Source organism: Mesorhizobium sp. Primo-A (assembly GCF_003997175.1).
Lineage (GTDB): Bacteria > Pseudomonadota > Alphaproteobacteria > Rhizobiales > Rhizobiaceae > Mesorhizobium > Mesorhizobium ciceri.
Genome location: NZ_RZTG01000014.1, coordinates 48,198 through 63,147, shown reverse-complemented (window position 1 = coordinate 63,147; position 14,950 = coordinate 48,198). Strand labels below are relative to the sequence as shown.

The window sequence follows — 14,950 nt, the reverse complement described above, 5'->3', positions numbered from 1 at the left end:
GTTTCAGGGCAGGCGAGGAATGCGGCTGATCGCCGAAAATCTGGGCGGCGAGCGAGGCGGCGACGCGGTGTTTTCCGGCATCGGCTTTGCCTTGGAGGAGTGTCAGGCGCTTATCGTCACCGGGCCGAACGGATCGGGCAAGTCGACCTTGCTGCGGATCATCGCCGGGCTGCTGCCGGCGGCGGAAGGCAGCGTGAGGATTGAGGGCGTCATGAAGGTCGAAGACGGGGGCGAAGCGTTTCCGTCTGTTGCCTCGGCCTGTCACTATCTCGGCCACCAGAACGCAATGAAGCCGGCGCTCAGCGTGGCGGAGAATTTGCGCTTTTGGCGAGACTTCAATGGCGACGGACAGCTCGGCGTCGAAGAGGCGCTGGAAACGGTCGGGCTCGGCGGCATCGGCCACCTGCCGTTCGGCTATCTATCGACCGGGCAGCGGCGCCGCGCGGCGATCGCCAGGCTTTTGGTCAGCCACCGGCCATTGTGGCTGCTGGACGAGCCGACGGCGGGGCTGGACAAGGCGGCGGAGGCGCGGTTTGCGGGGTTGATGGCGAGGCATTGCGCGGATGGCGGGATGATTGTCGCGGCGACGCATCTGCCGCTCGGGATCGAGGGGATGGAGTTGAGGATGGGGGAAGCCGGTTGATGGTGTCTGGGCGAAAGCATCTCAAACCATGCTAGCGCTCTTCCTGCGCGACATCCGCCTCAACATTCGTGCCGGCGGCGGAGCGCTGACCGGGGTCATCTTCTTCCTCGCCGTCATCGTCACCATCCCGTTCGGGGTCGGGCCGGACCTGAAGCTGCTGGCCCGCATCGGACCGGCCATCCTGTGGATCGGCGCGCTGTTGTCCTGCCTGCTCGGGCTCGACCGGTTGTTCCAGGCCGATCGCGAGGACGGTTCGCTCGATCTCCTGGTGCTCGGCAACGATCGCCATATGCTGGCTCTGACAGTGCTGGTGAAATGCCTGGCGCATTGGGCGGGCAGCGTGCTGCCGCTGGTCATTGCGGCTCCCTTGCTCGGCCTGTTCATGAACATGGAGCCGCTCGGCATCGGCGCCACGGCGCTGACGCTGCTGGTCGGCACGCCGGCCATCACGTTCATCGGCGCCGCCGGTGCGGCGGTGGCGGTGGCGCTGCCGCGTGGCGGGCTGCTGATCTCGGTGCTGGTGCTGCCACTGACCATCCCGGTGCTGATCTTCGGCGTTTCGGCAAGCTATGGGGCGACCGCCAATCCCGACCCGTTTCTGCAGCCCTTCCTCATTCTTGCCGCGCTGACCCTGTTTCTTGGCGTGCTGGGTCCGGTCTCGGCGGCGCTGGCGCTGCGCCATGGCACGGATTGACGCAGCGTATGACTGCGGCTCGGCGACCGATTGCGAAGCCGACGGAGCGAGGCTAAGGAAAAGCATGTCTAGACTGGGCGACATGATCGGCTTGGAAGGCCCCACTTCAGCGGGACCTGCCGCATGAGTGCGCATGCACTCTACGTGACCGCCGCCTATGGCATCACTGCCGTGGTGCTGGCCGGATTGATCGGCTGGATCCTGCTCGACCAGCGGGCGCGCAAGCGTGAGCTTGCCGAACTGGAGGCGTCCGGCGTGAGGCGTCGCTCCGACAAGGTCGCCAAGCCATGAGCACCGAAACGGAAACGCCGCCGCCCAGTCGTCGCCTGTTCGTGCTTCTGCCGCTGCTGATCTTCCTCGGCCTGGCCGGACTGTTCCTGTCGCAACTGCTGTCGGGGCGCGATGCTTCGGAAGTGCCGTCGGCCCTGATCGGCCTGCCTGCGCCGCAAACCAGCCTGCCGGCGCTGGAGGGCTCAAACCTGCCGGGGCTCGATTCGAAAACCTTCGCCGGCAAGGTCACATTGGTCAACGTCTTCGCGTCGTGGTGCGCGCCATGCCGCGAAGAGCACCCGGTGCTTCTGGCGTTGTCGCAGGATAAGCGTTTCACCATGGCAGCGCTGAACTACAAGGACCGGCCCGAAAACGCACGCCGGTTCCTCGGCGATCTCGGCAATCCGTTCCAGGCGATAGGGGTCGACGAAGCGGGCCGCGCGGCGATCGACTGGGGCGTCTACGGCGTGCCGGAAACCTTCGTCATCGGCAAGGACGGCAAGATCGCCTACAAACATGTCGGCCCGCTGACGCCCGAGACGGTGCAGGCGTTGCTGTTGCCGCAGATCGACAAGGCACTGGCGGCGCATTGATATTCAGGTGATGCCGGCCTGCAAACAGCGGCTTCCTGCGCTTCCGGTGCTCGCGTACCAAAAGTACGCTCCGCTCCGGTTCTCGGAAACCACCGTTTTCGACTCGGCCTGACCTGAATCTCAACGCACCTTGGCGGCGCGTCTTATCGGGCTTGAGATCAGCCGTAGATCTGCTTGTGGATCTGGTAGAGCATTTCCGAGCGGTCGGCGCGCATGTCGGCCAGATCGCGGCTGGAAAAGCTGTCGATTTCGGCGACAAGGCGGTTGTAGTGCTTGCGCTTGGCAATGCTGTTGCGAGCGCGGGTCATGAGACTGTCGAGGATCATAGCAAGGTTCCTTTTTGGCGCCGCATTTCGGCGGCGGTTTCTTCCTCCCTTGATCGATACGAAGCATGACATAGTAATGGTGCATTGCAAAAAGAAGATGTTGCAATGCACCATTGCGCTGGACGCATAGCCGGTTAATGCGGCGCTAACGTCATGCGCAGAGCCGGCAAGCGATCTTTTGTGGGACACTGTGCGTACCCACATTGCCTTCTGTCCCTCCGGCTGGCTTGATCCCTGTCATTGATGCCGGGAGGAAAGCATGGCGGCCGCAGACTATTATGAAATTCTCGATCCGCGCTTCGCGCGCCTGTTCAACGGCAACGCGCAGGTCGAGAAGCTGTTCACCGGATGCCAGTGGGCGGAGGGGCCGGCCTGGTTCGCCGCCGGCCGCTATGTCGTCTGGTCCGACATCCCCAACAATCGCATGCTGCGTTATGACGAGACCGACGGCAATGTCAGCGTCTTCCGGCAGCCGTCCGGCAACTCGAACGGCAACACCGTCGACCGGCAGGGCCGGCTGATCACCTGCGAGCATTCGGGCCGCCGCGTCAGCCGCACCGAGTTCGACGGCTCGGTCACCACGATCGCGGCCAAATGGAAAGGCAAGCGGCTGAATTCGCCCAACGACGCGGTGGTGAAATCCGACGGTTCCATCTGGTTCACCGATCCAAGCTACGGCATCGATACGGATTATGAGGGCGACAGGGCTGAGAGCGAAATCGGCGCCTGCCACGTCTACCGGGTCGATCCCGGCACCGGCGAGCTCGAAGCCGTCATCACCGACATGGTCAGGCCCAACGGCCTCGCCTTCTCGCTGGACGAGAGCAAGCTTTATGTCGTCGATACCGGCCGCACGCATGGCGCGCAGAATCCGGCGCATATGCGGGTGTTCAATGTCGGCAAGGGCGGCAAGAAAGTCTCCGGCGAAAAAGTCTTCGCCGACTGCACCGCCGGCCTGTTCGACGGCTTCAGGCTCGACGAGGACGGCCGCATCTGGACCAGTGCCGCCGATGGCATCCATTGCTACGATCCGGACGGCACGCTGATCGGCAAGGTCAAGGTGCCGGAAGTCACCGCCAATTGCGTGTTCGGCGGCAACAAGCTGAATTGCCTCTACATCGCCGGCACCACGTCGCTCTACATGGTGCGGCTGATGGTCAACGGCGCCAAGACATACTGAGAGTTGAACACTGGCGACCGTTCGACGGTTTCATCGAAGCGGGTCGTGAGCACGAACATCCCCGGGAGGACAAGAAATGCCATTCGTCAACATCCGCATCGTCAAGGAAGTGATCGCCGCCGATCCGGCGGGCAAGAAGGCGGATATCGCCAAGAAGGTCACCGCGGCCATCATGGACGCCACCGGGCTGAGCAACGACGATGTCTGGGTGGTTTTTGAAGAGGTCAACGCCCGCGATTGGTACGTTGGGAAGACCGATGTGGAGACGCTGCGAAAGGGGTAATGCGCGATCTTTCCTTCTCCCCTTTTGGGAGGCCGAGACGGTTGAGGGTGGGTGACGGATTGCCGTCAGTGCCAAGCTGGAACATCCCTCATCCGACCTCGCTCGCGAGGCCACCACCCTGGGGCGAGCCACGGGTCTCGCCCCGTCCTTCGGACCCACAAGGGGAGAAGGAAGAGAGGCCGCCGCTCAACGCGAGCGGATAAACTCCGCGAAGGCATTCAGTGCATCATGCATCGCCTGCCGGTTCGCCGGCGCCGCCAGGATGCCCGCCACCTCCGGCGGCTTCCTGCCGAGCAGGGCGATCTCCAGCACATCGTCGTAAAGCGCGAACGACATGGTGCGCATGATCTCAGCCAATGCGGCGCGGGCGAACAGCGAGCGCGGCGAGGCGTGTACCAGCATGGCGGGCTTGGCGACGGCGGCATCGCGCGAGACCAGCCAGTCGAGCGCGTTCTTCAGCCCGCCCGGCACGCCATGGGCATATTCCGGACAGGAGATGATCAGGCCGTCGGCTCGACTGACGGCATGGATCAGCTTGGAGGCTTCGAGCGGTGTCCGCTCGCCTTCATCGTCGGGATTGAAGATCGGCAAACGGCCAAGCCCGTCATGGACGGTGACGCGGCAGCCGGACGGCGCTTCGCGCGCCAGTGTGGCGATCAGCGCCGAATTTGTGGAGGCCGCGCGCAGGCTGCCGGAAATGGCAAGGATGTTCAGCAAGGTATGGAATCGGTCCAGACGCGAATCGCGTCCGCAAAAACTACCACATCGTCTTCTTGTATTCCTCGTCGAGCCAGCGGTCGGTCGCCTCGGCGGAATCGGCAACCGCCAGCTGATCGCGCATGATCTGGCCGAGCGTCGGCAGCGTCGCGCGGTCGTACCAGGTTTCCGGCTTCCACAAATCCGAGCGCATGAAGGCTTTTGCGCAGTGCATGTAGGCCGCCTTGACGCTGACCACGACAACGCTTTGCGGCTCCCTGCCGTCGACGGCGAGCCGTTCGCGCAAATTTGCGTCGACGGTGATGCGGGCATCGCCGTTGACGCGCAGCGTCTCGTTCATGCCGGGGATGAGGAAGAGCAGCCCGACCGGGGGATTGACGAGGATGTTTTCCAGCGTGTCGAGCCGGTTGTTGCCGGGCCGGTCGGGAATGGCGATGGTGGTGTCGTCCAGAACGGTGGCAAAGCCCGGTTTGTCGCCCTTCGGCGTCACGTCGGCATTGCCGGCACCGTCGGACGAGCCAATCAGCACGAATGGGCTCTTGCCGATGAAGGAGCGGCAATGGCCGTCAAGTTTTTTCAGCTCCTTTCGGATAGAACCGTCGGTCGGTCGTGGCGTCTTGTAGATCGTCCTCAACTGGTCGCGCGTGGTGACGAATTCCATGGCCCTTTCCCCTTATTTGCAGGCTCTATTTCCCGGCCTTCTCTTCTTTGCCGGTCTTGTCGTCCAGCGAATGGCGCAGGATCAGCGGCATCTGGCTGAAGGTGAACAGAAGCGTGATCGGCATGATGCCCCAGACCTTGAAAGTAACCCAGGCGTCGGTGGAAAAATTGCGCCACACCACCTCATTGACGATGGCCAGGAACAGGAAGAACAGGCCCCAGCGGAAGGTCAGCTTGCGCCAGCCTTCAGCGTCGAGGCTGAAGGCTGAATCGAAGACATAGCCAAGCAGCGACTTGCCGAAATACAGGCCGCCGAGCAGCACCCCGCCGAACAGCGTGTTGACGATGGTCGGCTTCATCTTGATGAAGATGTCGTCCTGCAGATAGAGCGTCAGCGCGCCGAAAATGAAGACGACGACGCCCGACACCATCGGCATGATCGGCAAGGTGCGGGTGAGCAGCCACGAGGCGATCAGCGCGATTGCCGTGGCGGCCATGAACAGGCCGGTGGCGACGAAGATCGGCCCGCCGAACTCGGCCAGAACAGGGAATTTCTGCACCAGCCATCCGCTGCGCGCATTGGCGAAGAAGAACACCATCAACGGACCCAGCTCCAGCACCAGCTTGAGCAGCGGATTGACGCCTTCCTTCTTCTGCTTCTGCGGGTCCGACGGATCGCGTTCGAGAATGGGTGGGTTCATGGAATCTCTTTCTTGCGCATGATCTGATCCAAAAAGTCTGCACCTTTTTGGGACATGCTTGTTAAGCTACTCCAGCGATCGCCCTGGCGAATTCGCTTGCTGAGAAAGGTTCGAGGTCGTCGACCTGTTCGCCGACGCCGATGAAATAGACCGGCAATTTGTGCTTTGCCGCGATCGCCACCAGAATACCGCCGCGCGCCGTGCCGTCCAGCTTGGTCATCACCAGGCCGTTGACGCCGGCGACATTGCGGAAGATCTCGACCTGGTTGAGCGCGTTCTGGCCGGTGGTGGCGTCGACCGTCTGCAGCACGGTGTGCGGCGCTTCCGGATCGAGCTTGCCGAGCACGCGGACGATCTTTTCGAGCTCGGCCATCAGTTCGGTCTTGTTCTGCAGACGGCCGGCGGTGTCGATGATCAGCACGTCGGAGCCGGCCTCTTTCGCCCGCTCGAATGCATCATAGGCAAGGCCGGCGGCATCGGCGCCGAGCTTGGAGGCGATGACCGGCGATTTCGTCCGCTCGCCCCAGATCTTCAGCTGCTCGATGGCTGCCGCGCGGAACGTGTCGCCGGCGGCGAGCATGACCGACAGGCCGCCATCGGTCAGCTTGGCGGCGAGCTTGCCGATGGTGGTGGTCTTGCCGGTGCCGTTGACGCCAACCACCAGGATGACATGCGGCTTGTGCGAGAGGTCGAGCTCCAGCGGCATGGCGACATGGGTCAGCACTTTTTCCACCTCGGCCGCCATGATGGCGCGGACCTCGGTGTCGGAAACGTCCTTGCCGTAGCGGCTGGCGGCCAGCGCGTCGGTAACGCGCAAGGCGGTCTCCATGCCGAGATCGGCGCGGATCAGCACATCCTCCAGGTCCTGCAAAGTCTCTTCGTCCAGCTTGCGCTTGGTGAAGACGCCGGCAATGTTGCCGGTCAGTTCCTTGGACGAGCGGGCAAGCCCGTCCTTCATGCGCTGGAACCAAGAGCGCCTCGGTGCCGGCTCCGGCGCTTTTTGCGGCTCGGCCTTCTGCTCGACCTTCTTGGTGACGGTCACCTTGCCGGGGGCGGCTTTCGGCTCCGGCGCGGGTGGTGGAAGAGGCTGCGGCTCGGGCGCAATTTCCGCAATGACCGGCTGCGATTCGATCGGCGCAGGCTGGCGAATGGGAGGTGCGATTTCGGCGGCGGGTGCTTCGGGCGTCGGCGCTGAAACTTCTTCCTTCTCCCCGTCGCTATACGGGGAGAAGGTGCCGGCAGGCGGATGAGGAGCGGCGCCGGCCTCTGAAGACGGCTGAAGAGGGGACGGCGCCGGTGTGGGCACCTCGATCGGCGCTGGTGTTTCTGCCGGAACCTCGGCCGGCGTCGGCACTTCGACTGGTGCCGGCTCCGGCCGCTTTTCCGGGCGTGACGGGACGATCTCCGGTTCGGCCGGCGCCGGCGCTGGGACTTCTTGCGGCTGCCGTTCGGGCGTGGGTTCGGGAGTCGCAGGGGTGAGCGGAACTTCCTCGGGCGCCGGCGGCTCTGGAGTCTCTGGCGCGGGCGCCGGTTCTTCTTTCGGCGCGGGCTCCGGCAGAGGTTCCGGCTCGGAGGGAACAGTCGGCTCCGGTGCTGGCGGGATGGTCGGCTCCGGCGCGGGCACCGGTTCCTCGACAGGCGCCGGTTCCGGCGCAGGAATTACCTCCGGCTCGACCGTCGGCGTCGTTTCTGCCTCGGGCCGCGGCTCATCGCGCTTCAAGAACTCCGGGACGACCTGTTCGGCCGCCGGCTTCAGCGCATCGAGTGCTTCCCATTTGATCGGCGGTAGCGGGGCGGTCTCGTCGATCCGTTCCTCGACCACCTCTTTCTTGCCGAACGAAAATATCTTCTTGAAAAAACCAGCCATGCTTTGCGTTTCTCAGGCGGCGCGGGCGGCAAGCGGCGCCGCGATCAGCCTGGTACCATCGTGGCCCGATATATCGGCCTCGACGATCTCACCCGGTGCGCCCGTGCCGAGTGCGGCAAGCGTAAAACCCTCGGTGCGGCCAAGGCCGTCTCGCTCGATCAGGATCGACTGACGCGTACCGGTGAGCAACGACAGATGCCTGACATAGGCAACTTCACCGGCGGCGCGCAGCCGGGCGGCGCGCTGCTTGACCACCTCGCGGCGGAGCTGCGGCATGCGCGCGGCAGGCGTGCCTTCGCGTGGGCTGAAGGGGAAGACGTGGAGATGGGTCAGGCCACACTCCTCGACAATTTTCTCCGAGTTCTCGAACATTTCGTCGGTCTCGGTCGGGAAGCCGGCGATGATGTCGGCGCCAAAGACGATACCGGGGCGCAGCTTGCGCACATCCTCGCAGAAGCGGATCGACTGATCGCGCAGATGCCTTCGCTTCATCCGCTTCAGGATCATGTCGTCGCCCGACTGCAGCGACAGATGCAGATGCGGCATCAACCGGGGCTCGGTGGCGATGGCGTCGAGCAAATCGTCGTCGGCCTCGATCGAATCGATCGACGACAGCCGCAGGCGCTTCACATCGGGCACCTGTTTCAGGATGGTCTTCACCAGTTTGCCGAGCTTCGGCGCGCCCGGCAGGTCGGCGCCGAATGAAGTCATGTCGACGCCGGTCAGAACGATCTCGGCATAGCCGTTGCCGGCGAGCCGCTTGACCTGCTCGACCACGGCGCCCATCGGCACCGAGCGCGAATTGCCGCGGCCGTAGGGAATGATGCAGAAGGTGCAGCGGTGGTCGCAGCCGTTCTGCACCTGGACGAAGGCGCGTGCGCGGCCCTCGATGGCGTCGACCATGTGACCTGCGGTCTCGCGTACGGAAAAAATGTCGTTGACGCGCGCCTTCTCGGTGTCGTTGACGCCGAAATCCGGCAGCGCGCGGTAGGAATTCGCGTTCAGCTTCTCTTCATTGCCAAGCACGAGATCGACCTCGTCCATGGCGGCGAATTTTTCAGGCTCGGTCTGCGCGGCGCAGCCGGTGACGATGATGCGCGCCTGCGGGTTGTCGCGGCGCGCCTTGCGGATCGCCTGCTTGGCCTGGCGCACTGCTTCGCCTGTCACGGCGCAGGTGTTGAAGATCACGGCGCCACCTTCCAACGCGCCGAGGCCCGCACTTTCAGCCTCGCGCCGCATCACCTGCGATTCATAGGTGTTGAGCCGGCAGCCGAAGGTGACGACATCGATCCCCGGGGACACCGGGCTCTTGGGCAGAGCGGACATCAGGCCGCGCTTTCAGTGTCGCGGGCCCATGTCCCGATCGACGGGTCGAAGTTGCCGGAAAATTCCCATTCGGCGGCGCCGGTCAGGACCACGTGGTCATCGTCGCGCCATTCGACATGCAGCGTGCCGCCGCCTGGCGTCAACAGACTGACGCTGCGGCCGGTCCGGTTGGTGCGGGCCGCGGCCACCACGGCCGCGCAGGAGGCCGAGCCGCAGGCCTTGGTCAGGCCGGCGCCGCGTTCCCAGGTGCGGATGATCATGGTTTCGGGCGAAGTAACCTGAGCGATGGTTATGTTGGCGCGCTCGGGGAACATCGGGTGGTTCTCGAGCAGCGGACCGAAGCGGTCGAGCTCGTAGGACCAGACGTCGTTGTCGACCCAGAAGATCGCGTGCGGGTTGCCCATCGAAACGACCGAGGGTGAATGCAGCACGGGGGCGTCGATCGGGCCGATCTGCAGCTCGATCATGCGGGTGTCGCGGAATTCCTCGGCCAGCGGGATATCCTGCCAGCCGAAGCGCGGCGTGCCCATGTCGACCGAGATCGAACCGTCGGCGTGTTCGCGCGCATTGAGGATGCCCGCCACGGTCTCGAAGGTGAAGATCTTCTGGCCGGTCTCGGCGGCGAGCGCCTGGACGACGCAGCGCATGCCATTGCCGCAGGCCTGCGCACCGGTTCCATCGGAATTCAGGATGTCGATGAAAAAGGCGGTGCCAGACGTCCTGGCGTCATGGATCGCCATGATCTGGTCGAAGCTGGTCGCGGCATCGGCGTTCAGCGCAACCGCCGCCGCCGCCGTCACCCGATCGGCACGGCCACGCATATCGGCAACGATGATCTCGTTGCCGATGCCGTTCATCTTGGCGAAAGGGGCAGTGCTGGCCATTGCTCCGAAAAATTCCGTGTCCGTTTGGCGCTATATGGCGGAAACGGGCAGGAATTACCAGTGCGCAGCCGCTTGGTCTCGGCGAAAGCGCCGGACTTACGTGACGGCGAAAATGCCCAGCACCACCAGCAGGAAGATGATCAGAACGATGCCGATAAGGATACGCGCACCGGTGGCCGCGGCACCTGCCAGTGCCGGCATGCCGAGCAAGCTCGCCGCCGCGGCGACGATCAGGAGAATGATAATCCATTTGAGCATGACAATGCCTCGCAAACCGGCAGATATTTCAACCACATGAAAACGCGGTTGCAGCGCTGGGGTTCCGTCGAACCGATGCCTTGATCGTCAAGCGCCTCGGTCAATTTGCGCGCCGGCTCGTCGATCAGCTCGTCGGTGAGCTGGAAGGTGCCCCAGTGACAGCCGGCGGCATGGGCGGCGTTGCACAGCGTCATGCCTTGCACGGCTTCCCAGGATTCTGGTGCTGCGGCGCCATGAACCAGCGCGGCTCATAGGCGCCGATCGGCAGGATGGCGAAGCGGAAACCGCCATGTTTCTCGGCCATCCGCCGGTAGTTGATGCCATCGTGGAAGCCGGTATCGCCGGCGAAATAGAGCTTGCCGTCAGGCGTTTCGACGACAAAGCCGGCCCAGAGCGCCATGCGCCGGTCTCGGGCGCCACGCGCCGACCAGTGATGCACCGGCTCGACATGGACGGCGGCGCCATTGCCGATCTCGACGCTGTCGCCCCAGTCATGCGCCGACAGTCGCATGCCGGGCACGGCGGCTTCGATGATGGCGTCGTTGCCGAGCGGAGTGAGCACCAGCGGGTCGTGGCCGGCCTTCAGCCGCTTCAACGTGGCGAGGTCGAGATGGTCATAGTGGTTGTGGCTGACCAGCACGAGGTCGATCGGCGGCAGGTCGGCAAGGCGATGCCTGGCGCATTGATGCGTTTTGGTCCGGCGAAGGAAAGCGGCGAGGCGCGCAACGACCATACCGGATCGGTAAGGATGTTCAGACCGGCCGTCTGGACCAGCAAGGTGGAATGACCAACCATGGTCACTTCCAGCGCGGCGCCCTCGACCCTTGTCGCCGGCTTTGCCTGCGGAAAGGGGCTTGCATCGCTCGCCGGCCATTTCGAGCGCTGGCCATTCAACTGCCATTTCAGCAGGTCGGCGAAACGGCCGGGTGGCTGGCCGTCGGGATTGAAGAACAATGCGCCGTCGAAATGGTCGCTGGGCGGGCCGCTATAATAGCGATTGGCGGCTGTCTTTCTCGCGGCCAATTTTGCGGCTCCGGCAGGTGTTTCGTTTTCCAGACATAGGCGCTAAGGCGGCTCGCGCAAGCGTCCAACCGTCGATGTCGGCGCTGCACTGCTTTGACCGGATCCCCAGGCGACGCGCGACAAGCGGTCAGCCGCCGCGATTGCGATAAATTTGCAACAATTCTTGCTGCAAACTGTATTTTAACCATATCGGGTTGAAATTTCGCCACCTTCTCCATCTTGGTGGGGGTGAGATTGTGCGGACGGCTTCCCCCCAGCCGGATCCGACGGAGGTTGGAATGACTTTTTCGAAAACCGGTCTGGTGGCCGTATCGCTGGCGGCGCTCGTTGCGAGCGGCTGTTCGACCTCGCGTTTCTCCTCGATGGATGACCAGCAGCCGGCACCGCTGGAGGCCGCGCCCGCCGGCAAGGTGACGGCGAACCAACTGCCGCCGCCGGCATCGCCCGGCACCACCGACCCGTCTCAATTCCCGACCGCTCCTGCGAACACGCAGGTCGCCGCGCTGCCTTCGGATGGTTCGGCGCCGGCCGGCGCTTCGGACGTGACTGCCGCCAGCGTCGCCGGTGTCTGGAACGCCAGCGTTGCGGGCCAGAGCTGCAAGGTGGCGACACCGCAGACCAAATTCGGCGCCGGCTTCCGCGCTGGGCCGCTGCATTGCCCGGCGCCGATGGACGGCGTCAAGTCGTGGAACGTCGCCGGCAAGCAGCTGACGCTCTATGACGAGAGTGGCGGTGCGCTGGCGCGGCTCTATTCCTCGGGCGGCTCGAAATTCGACGGCCAGACTTCCAACGGCCAGCCGATTTCGCTTACAAGGTAGGCTAATGCATGTCGCCCAAAAGTGACCGCGGTTTTGGGAAAACAAAGATCTAAAGCGGGTCGTCTGAATCCGTTCAGACACGACCGCTTTAGTCCTCCGAATGCGTGTCGCGCAGAAGTGACCCCGATTTCGGGACAGCGACATGCATAAACAAATGACGTGACCGATGCATCTGCGTGACGGCCTCCAGACCCATGCGACCGTCAGGCAGCGCTACGAGCATCTGGTGGAAACCGGTACGATCGACCGCGATCCGGCGCAGGAACGGATCGTTGCGGCGCTCGACCTGCTGACCGATGAGATTTCGGCCAAGCGGCTGGCGCATAAGTCGAGCGCGCTGGGCTGGCTGTTCGCCCGCAAGCGCGAGACGCATGAGGCCGTCAAAGGCCTTTACATCCATGGCGGCGTCGGTCGCGGCAAGACCATGCTGATGGATATGTTCTTCGAGTTGCTGCCGGTGCGGCGCAAGCGCCGCGTCCACTTCAACGACTTCATGGCGGACGTGCAGGACCGTATCCAGAAGCACCGGCAGGCGCGCAAGAACGGCGACGTCAAGCAGGACGACCCGATCCCGCCGGTGGCCAAGGCCCTTGCCGAGCAAGCCTGGGTGCTGTGCTTCGACGAGTTCTCGGTCACCGACATCGCCGACGCGATGATCCTGTCCAGGTTGTTTTCGGCGCTGTTTGCCAGCGGTGTGGTGCTGGTCGCCACCTCGAATGTGGCGCCGGAAAACCTCTACAGCGACGGGCTGAACCGTCAGCTTTTCCTGCCCTTCATCGGCATACTGGAGCGGCACACACAGGTGCTGGCGCTCGATGCCGACAAGGACTACCGGCTGGAAAAGCTCGCCCGGACACCGGTCTATGTCACGCCGGCCGATGCGGCGGCGGACCAGCTACTCGACGAGGCCTGGCAAGCCATGACGCGCAACGCGCCGACCGCCGAGACATCGATTGCCCTCAAAGGGCGGCAGGTGATCGTGCCGCGTGCGGCAGGCGATGCGGCGCGGTTCTCCTTCGCCGATCTCTGCGAAAAGCCGCTTGGCGCGCGCGATTTCCTGGCGATCGCCGGACGCTTCTCAACCATTTTCATCGACCACGTCCCGGTGCTCGGCGAAGGCAAGCGCAACGAGGCCAAACGCTTCATCCTTCTGATCGACACGCTCTACGACCATCATGTGCGGCTGGTGGTGAGCGCCGAAGCGCCGCCGCAAGCGCTTTATGCCGCCAAGCGCGGCGTGGAGGTCTTCGAGTTCGAGCGCACCGCATCGCGGCTGATCGAGATGCAAAGCCGCGACTGGCTGGAGGATTGGGCGGAGCGGCAGAAAGGGAAGCCGGCGCCAGAGGCACAGCAGGCGCAGGCCTGAATTTCCAGGGAATGCATCGGTAGCGATCCTTTGCCCCTCTCTGTCATGCCAACGTCTACAACTCGAACCTCCTCGGCCACCCGCATCACAAGGGCGTCATTACCCGCATTCAGCCTTACGATTTCCATCTTCGTCGGTTATTTCCTCCCAAGTCGGCTTACAAACTTTGACGTTTACGTAAATCCCAAATGATCTAACCGATTGAAAACACTGACGCCAAAATAATCGTTTGAATTTTTTCCGTGCCGGGGCTATTGGGTGCGGCGAAAATTCGCGGTTCCCCGCAGCATTCCGGCCTCTTCTTCGACGCCGCCATCAAGTCACAGAGATTTGAGACGTCGTCACCGACAAAGGGAAAACATCCTCACATGGCACGCAACAAGATAGCGCTTATCGGCTCTGGCATGATCGGCGGCACGCTCGCTCACATGATCGGCCTCAAGGACCTCGGCGACGTGGTGCTGTTCGATATTGCCGAAGGTATCCCGCAGGGCAAGGGGCTCGATATCGCGCAGTCGTCGCCTGTCGATGGCTTCGACTCCAGGCTCACCGGCATCAACGACTATGCCGGCATCGAAGGCGCCGACGTCTGTATCGTCACCGCCGGCGTGCCGCGCAAGCCCGGCATGAGCCGCGACGACCTTCTGGGCATCAACCTTAAGGTCATGGAGCAGGTCGGCGCCGGGCTGAAGAAGTATGCGCCGAAGGCTTTCGTCATCTGCATCACAAACCCGCTCGACGCCATGGTGTGGGCGCTGCAGAAGTTCTCAGGCCTGCCCAACAGCCACGTCGTCGGCATGGCCGGCGTGCTCGACAGCGCGCGCTTCCGCTATTTCCTGGCCGAGGAATTCAAGGTCTCGGTCGAGGACGTCACCGCCTTCGTGCTCGGCGGCCACGGCGATTCCATGGTGCCGATGATCCGCTACTCGACGGTATCGGGCATTCCGCTGCCCGACCTCATCAAGATGGGCTGGACCTCGAAGGAGAAGCTCGACCAGATCGTGCAGCGCACCCGCGACGGCGGCGCCGAGATCGTCGGCCTGCTCAAGACCGGCTCGGCCTATTACGCGCCGGCCGCTTCGGCGATCTCGATGGCCGAAGCCTATCTCAAGGACAAGAAGCGCGTGCTGCCCTGTGCGGCGTATCTCTCCGGCCAGTATGGCGTCAAGAATACCTATGTCGGCGTTCCCGTGGTGATCGGCGCCGGCGGCGTCGAGCGCATCATCGAGATCGAGCTCAACAAGAGCGAGCAGAAGATGTTCGACTCCTCCGTGGCGACGGTGCAGGGCCTGACCGAGGCCTGCGTCAAGATCGCGCCGCAACTCGCCTCCAAATGAATCT

Annotated in this window: 17 protein-coding genes and 1 pseudogene; 9 read left to right on the top strand and 9 right to left on the bottom strand. The window is 63.6% G+C overall.

The features are described 5' to 3' along the window. Positions 1-19: 19 nt before the first annotated feature. The 4 genes from ccmA to EOC83_RS24795 all read left to right on the top strand — a co-directional run bounded on the left by ccmA (position 20) and on the right by EOC83_RS24795 (position 2,200). Positions 20-643, top strand: a complete 624-nt coding sequence (gene ccmA, locus EOC83_RS24810) for a heme ABC exporter ATP-binding protein CcmA (protein WP_063169544.1) — start codon at positions 20-22, stop codon at positions 641-643. Positions 644-671: 28 nt separating this feature from the next. Continuing rightward, positions 672-1,337, top strand: a complete 666-nt coding sequence (gene ccmB, locus EOC83_RS24805) for a heme exporter protein CcmB (protein ID WP_024504965.1) — start codon at positions 672-674, stop codon at positions 1,335-1,337. Between the two features lie 123 nt (positions 1,338-1,460). Then, positions 1,461-1,628 (top strand): heme exporter protein CcmD, encoded by a 168-nt coding sequence (gene ccmD, locus EOC83_RS24800; RefSeq protein WP_013528831.1) that lies wholly within the window; start codon positions 1,461-1,463, stop codon positions 1,626-1,628. Further along, positions 1,625-2,200 carry a DsbE family thiol:disulfide interchange protein gene (locus tag EOC83_RS24795; RefSeq protein WP_063169543.1) on the top strand — a complete coding sequence of 192 codons (576 nt, stop codon included), beginning with the start codon at positions 1,625-1,627 and terminating at the stop codon, positions 2,198-2,200. Before ccmD ends, EOC83_RS24795 begins: the two co-directional genes overlap by 4 nt. A 158-nt stretch (positions 2,201-2,358) precedes the next feature. On the opposite strand, the gene EOC83_RS24790 is transcribed toward EOC83_RS24795, so the two are convergent. Beyond that, complete coding sequence (locus EOC83_RS24790; RefSeq protein ID WP_013528833.1) at positions 2,359-2,526, bottom strand: hypothetical protein; 168 nt, start codon at positions 2,524-2,526, stop codon at positions 2,359-2,361. Between the two features lie 259 nt (positions 2,527-2,785). Here EOC83_RS24790 and EOC83_RS24785 point away from each other — a divergent pair, with 259 nt between their 5' ends. Together EOC83_RS24785 and EOC83_RS24780 are read left to right on the top strand one after the other, a co-directional pair. Then, a complete protein-coding gene (locus EOC83_RS24785) occupies positions 2,786-3,706 on the top strand; it encodes an SMP-30/gluconolactonase/LRE family protein (protein ID WP_063169542.1) in 921 nt (306 codons plus the stop codon). A gap of 76 nt (positions 3,707-3,782) precedes the next feature. Next, on the top strand, positions 3,783-3,989 hold the full coding sequence (locus EOC83_RS24780) for a 4-oxalocrotonate tautomerase family protein (protein WP_013528835.1): 207 nt from the start codon (positions 3,783-3,785) through the stop codon (positions 3,987-3,989). Between the two features lie 186 nt (positions 3,990-4,175). Here the strand turns inward: EOC83_RS24780 and EOC83_RS24775 are convergent, their stop codons facing one another. The 8 genes and pseudogenes from EOC83_RS24775 to EOC83_RS24740 all read right to left on the bottom strand — a co-directional run bounded on the left by EOC83_RS24775 (position 4,176) and on the right by EOC83_RS24740 (position 11,425). Further along, positions 4,176-4,706 (bottom strand): NADPH-dependent FMN reductase, encoded by a 531-nt coding sequence (locus EOC83_RS24775; protein ID WP_063169541.1) that lies wholly within the window; start codon positions 4,704-4,706, stop codon positions 4,176-4,178. A 40-nt stretch (positions 4,707-4,746) separates the two neighbouring features. Then, positions 4,747-5,367: a pyridoxamine 5'-phosphate oxidase family protein gene (locus EOC83_RS24770; protein WP_013528837.1), complete on the bottom strand. Its 621-nt coding sequence runs from the start codon at positions 5,365-5,367 to the stop codon at positions 4,747-4,749. Between the two features lie 25 nt (positions 5,368-5,392). Next, positions 5,393-6,067, bottom strand: coding sequence for a septation protein A (locus EOC83_RS24765; RefSeq protein ID WP_013528838.1), 675 nt, complete (start codon positions 6,065-6,067; stop codon positions 5,393-5,395). 61 nt (positions 6,068-6,128) lie between these two features. Continuing rightward, positions 6,129-7,934 carry a signal recognition particle-docking protein FtsY gene (gene ftsY, locus EOC83_RS24760; protein WP_013528839.1) on the bottom strand — a complete coding sequence of 602 codons (1,806 nt, stop codon included), beginning with the start codon at positions 7,932-7,934 and terminating at the stop codon, positions 6,129-6,131. 12 nt (positions 7,935-7,946) lie between these two features. Continuing rightward, the gene (mtaB, locus tag EOC83_RS24755) at positions 7,947-9,260 is read right to left on the bottom strand and encodes a tRNA (N(6)-L-threonylcarbamoyladenosine(37)-C(2))-methylthiotransferase MtaB (RefSeq protein WP_063169540.1); all 1,314 of its coding nucleotides are present in this window, start codon (positions 9,258-9,260) and stop codon (positions 7,947-7,949) included. Then, positions 9,260-10,144, bottom strand: a complete 885-nt coding sequence (gene dapF / locus EOC83_RS24750; RefSeq protein ID WP_013528841.1) for a diaminopimelate epimerase — start codon at positions 10,142-10,144, stop codon at positions 9,260-9,262. The genes mtaB and dapF overlap by 1 nt, the downstream gene beginning before the upstream one ends. A gap of 96 nt (positions 10,145-10,240) precedes the next feature. After that, positions 10,241-10,402 carry a DUF1328 family protein gene (locus EOC83_RS24745; RefSeq protein ID WP_013528842.1) on the bottom strand — a complete coding sequence of 54 codons (162 nt, stop codon included), beginning with the start codon at positions 10,400-10,402 and terminating at the stop codon, positions 10,241-10,243. After that, positions 10,375-11,425 (bottom strand): annotated as a pseudogene (locus EOC83_RS24740) (MBL fold metallo-hydrolase). Before EOC83_RS24740 ends, EOC83_RS24745 begins: the two are co-directional and overlap by 28 nt. A 278-nt stretch (positions 11,426-11,703) precedes the next feature. Here EOC83_RS24740 and EOC83_RS24735 point away from each other — a divergent pair. The 3 genes from EOC83_RS24735 (at position 11,704) to mdh (ending at position 14,946) form a co-directional block, all read left to right on the top strand. Continuing rightward, positions 11,704-12,243 (top strand): protease inhibitor Inh/omp19 family protein, encoded by a 540-nt coding sequence (locus EOC83_RS24735; protein WP_013528844.1) that lies wholly within the window; start codon positions 11,704-11,706, stop codon positions 12,241-12,243. Between the two features lie 166 nt (positions 12,244-12,409). Then, positions 12,410-13,609 carry a cell division protein ZapE gene (zapE, locus tag EOC83_RS24730; RefSeq protein ID WP_027163284.1) on the top strand — a complete coding sequence of 400 codons (1,200 nt, stop codon included), beginning with the start codon at positions 12,410-12,412 and terminating at the stop codon, positions 13,607-13,609. A gap of 368 nt (positions 13,610-13,977) precedes the next feature. After that, the gene (gene mdh / locus EOC83_RS24725) at positions 13,978-14,946 is read left to right on the top strand and encodes a malate dehydrogenase (RefSeq protein ID WP_013528846.1); all 969 of its coding nucleotides are present in this window, start codon (positions 13,978-13,980) and stop codon (positions 14,944-14,946) included. The last annotated feature ends 4 nt before the right edge of the window (positions 14,947-14,950 follow it).

Bases quoted from the DNA above. Each gene is read 5' to 3' on its own strand.
- ccmB (WP_024504965.1), top strand. From the start codon at position 672: ATGCTAGCGCTCTTCCTGCGCGACATCCGCCTCAACATTCGTGCCGGC.
- mtaB (WP_063169540.1), bottom strand. From the start codon at position 9,260: ATGTCCGCTCTGCCCAAGAGCCCGGTGTCCCCGGGGATCGATGTCGTC.
- EOC83_RS24785 (WP_063169542.1), top strand. From the start codon at position 2,786: ATGGCGGCCGCAGACTATTATGAAATTCTCGATCCGCGCTTCGCGCGC.
- zapE (WP_027163284.1), top strand. From the start codon at position 12,410: ATGCATCTGCGTGACGGCCTCCAGACCCATGCGACCGTCAGGCAGCGC.
- EOC83_RS24735 (WP_013528844.1), top strand. From the start codon at position 11,704: ATGACTTTTTCGAAAACCGGTCTGGTGGCCGTATCGCTGGCGGCGCTC.
- ftsY (WP_013528839.1), bottom strand. From the start codon at position 7,934: ATGGCTGGTTTTTTCAAGAAGATATTTTCGTTCGGCAAGAAAGAGGTG.
- ccmD (WP_013528831.1), top strand. From the start codon at position 1,461: ATGAGTGCGCATGCACTCTACGTGACCGCCGCCTATGGCATCACTGCC.
- EOC83_RS24770 (WP_013528837.1), bottom strand. From the start codon at position 5,367: ATGGAATTCGTCACCACGCGCGACCAGTTGAGGACGATCTACAAGACG.
- EOC83_RS24745 (WP_013528842.1), bottom strand. From the start codon at position 10,402: ATGCTCAAATGGATTATCATTCTCCTGATCGTCGCCGCGGCGGCGAGC.
- EOC83_RS24780 (WP_013528835.1), top strand. From the start codon at position 3,783: ATGCCATTCGTCAACATCCGCATCGTCAAGGAAGTGATCGCCGCCGAT.
- dapF (WP_013528841.1), bottom strand. From the start codon at position 10,144: ATGGCCAGCACTGCCCCTTTCGCCAAGATGAACGGCATCGGCAACGAG.
- ccmA (WP_063169544.1), top strand. From the start codon at position 20: ATGCGGCTGATCGCCGAAAATCTGGGCGGCGAGCGAGGCGGCGACGCG.
- EOC83_RS24790 (WP_013528833.1), bottom strand. From the start codon at position 2,526: ATGATCCTCGACAGTCTCATGACCCGCGCTCGCAACAGCATTGCCAAG.
- mdh (WP_013528846.1), top strand. From the start codon at position 13,978: ATGGCACGCAACAAGATAGCGCTTATCGGCTCTGGCATGATCGGCGGC.
- EOC83_RS24795 (WP_063169543.1), top strand. From the start codon at position 1,625: ATGAGCACCGAAACGGAAACGCCGCCGCCCAGTCGTCGCCTGTTCGTG.
- EOC83_RS24765 (WP_013528838.1), bottom strand. From the start codon at position 6,067: ATGAACCCACCCATTCTCGAACGCGATCCGTCGGACCCGCAGAAGCAG.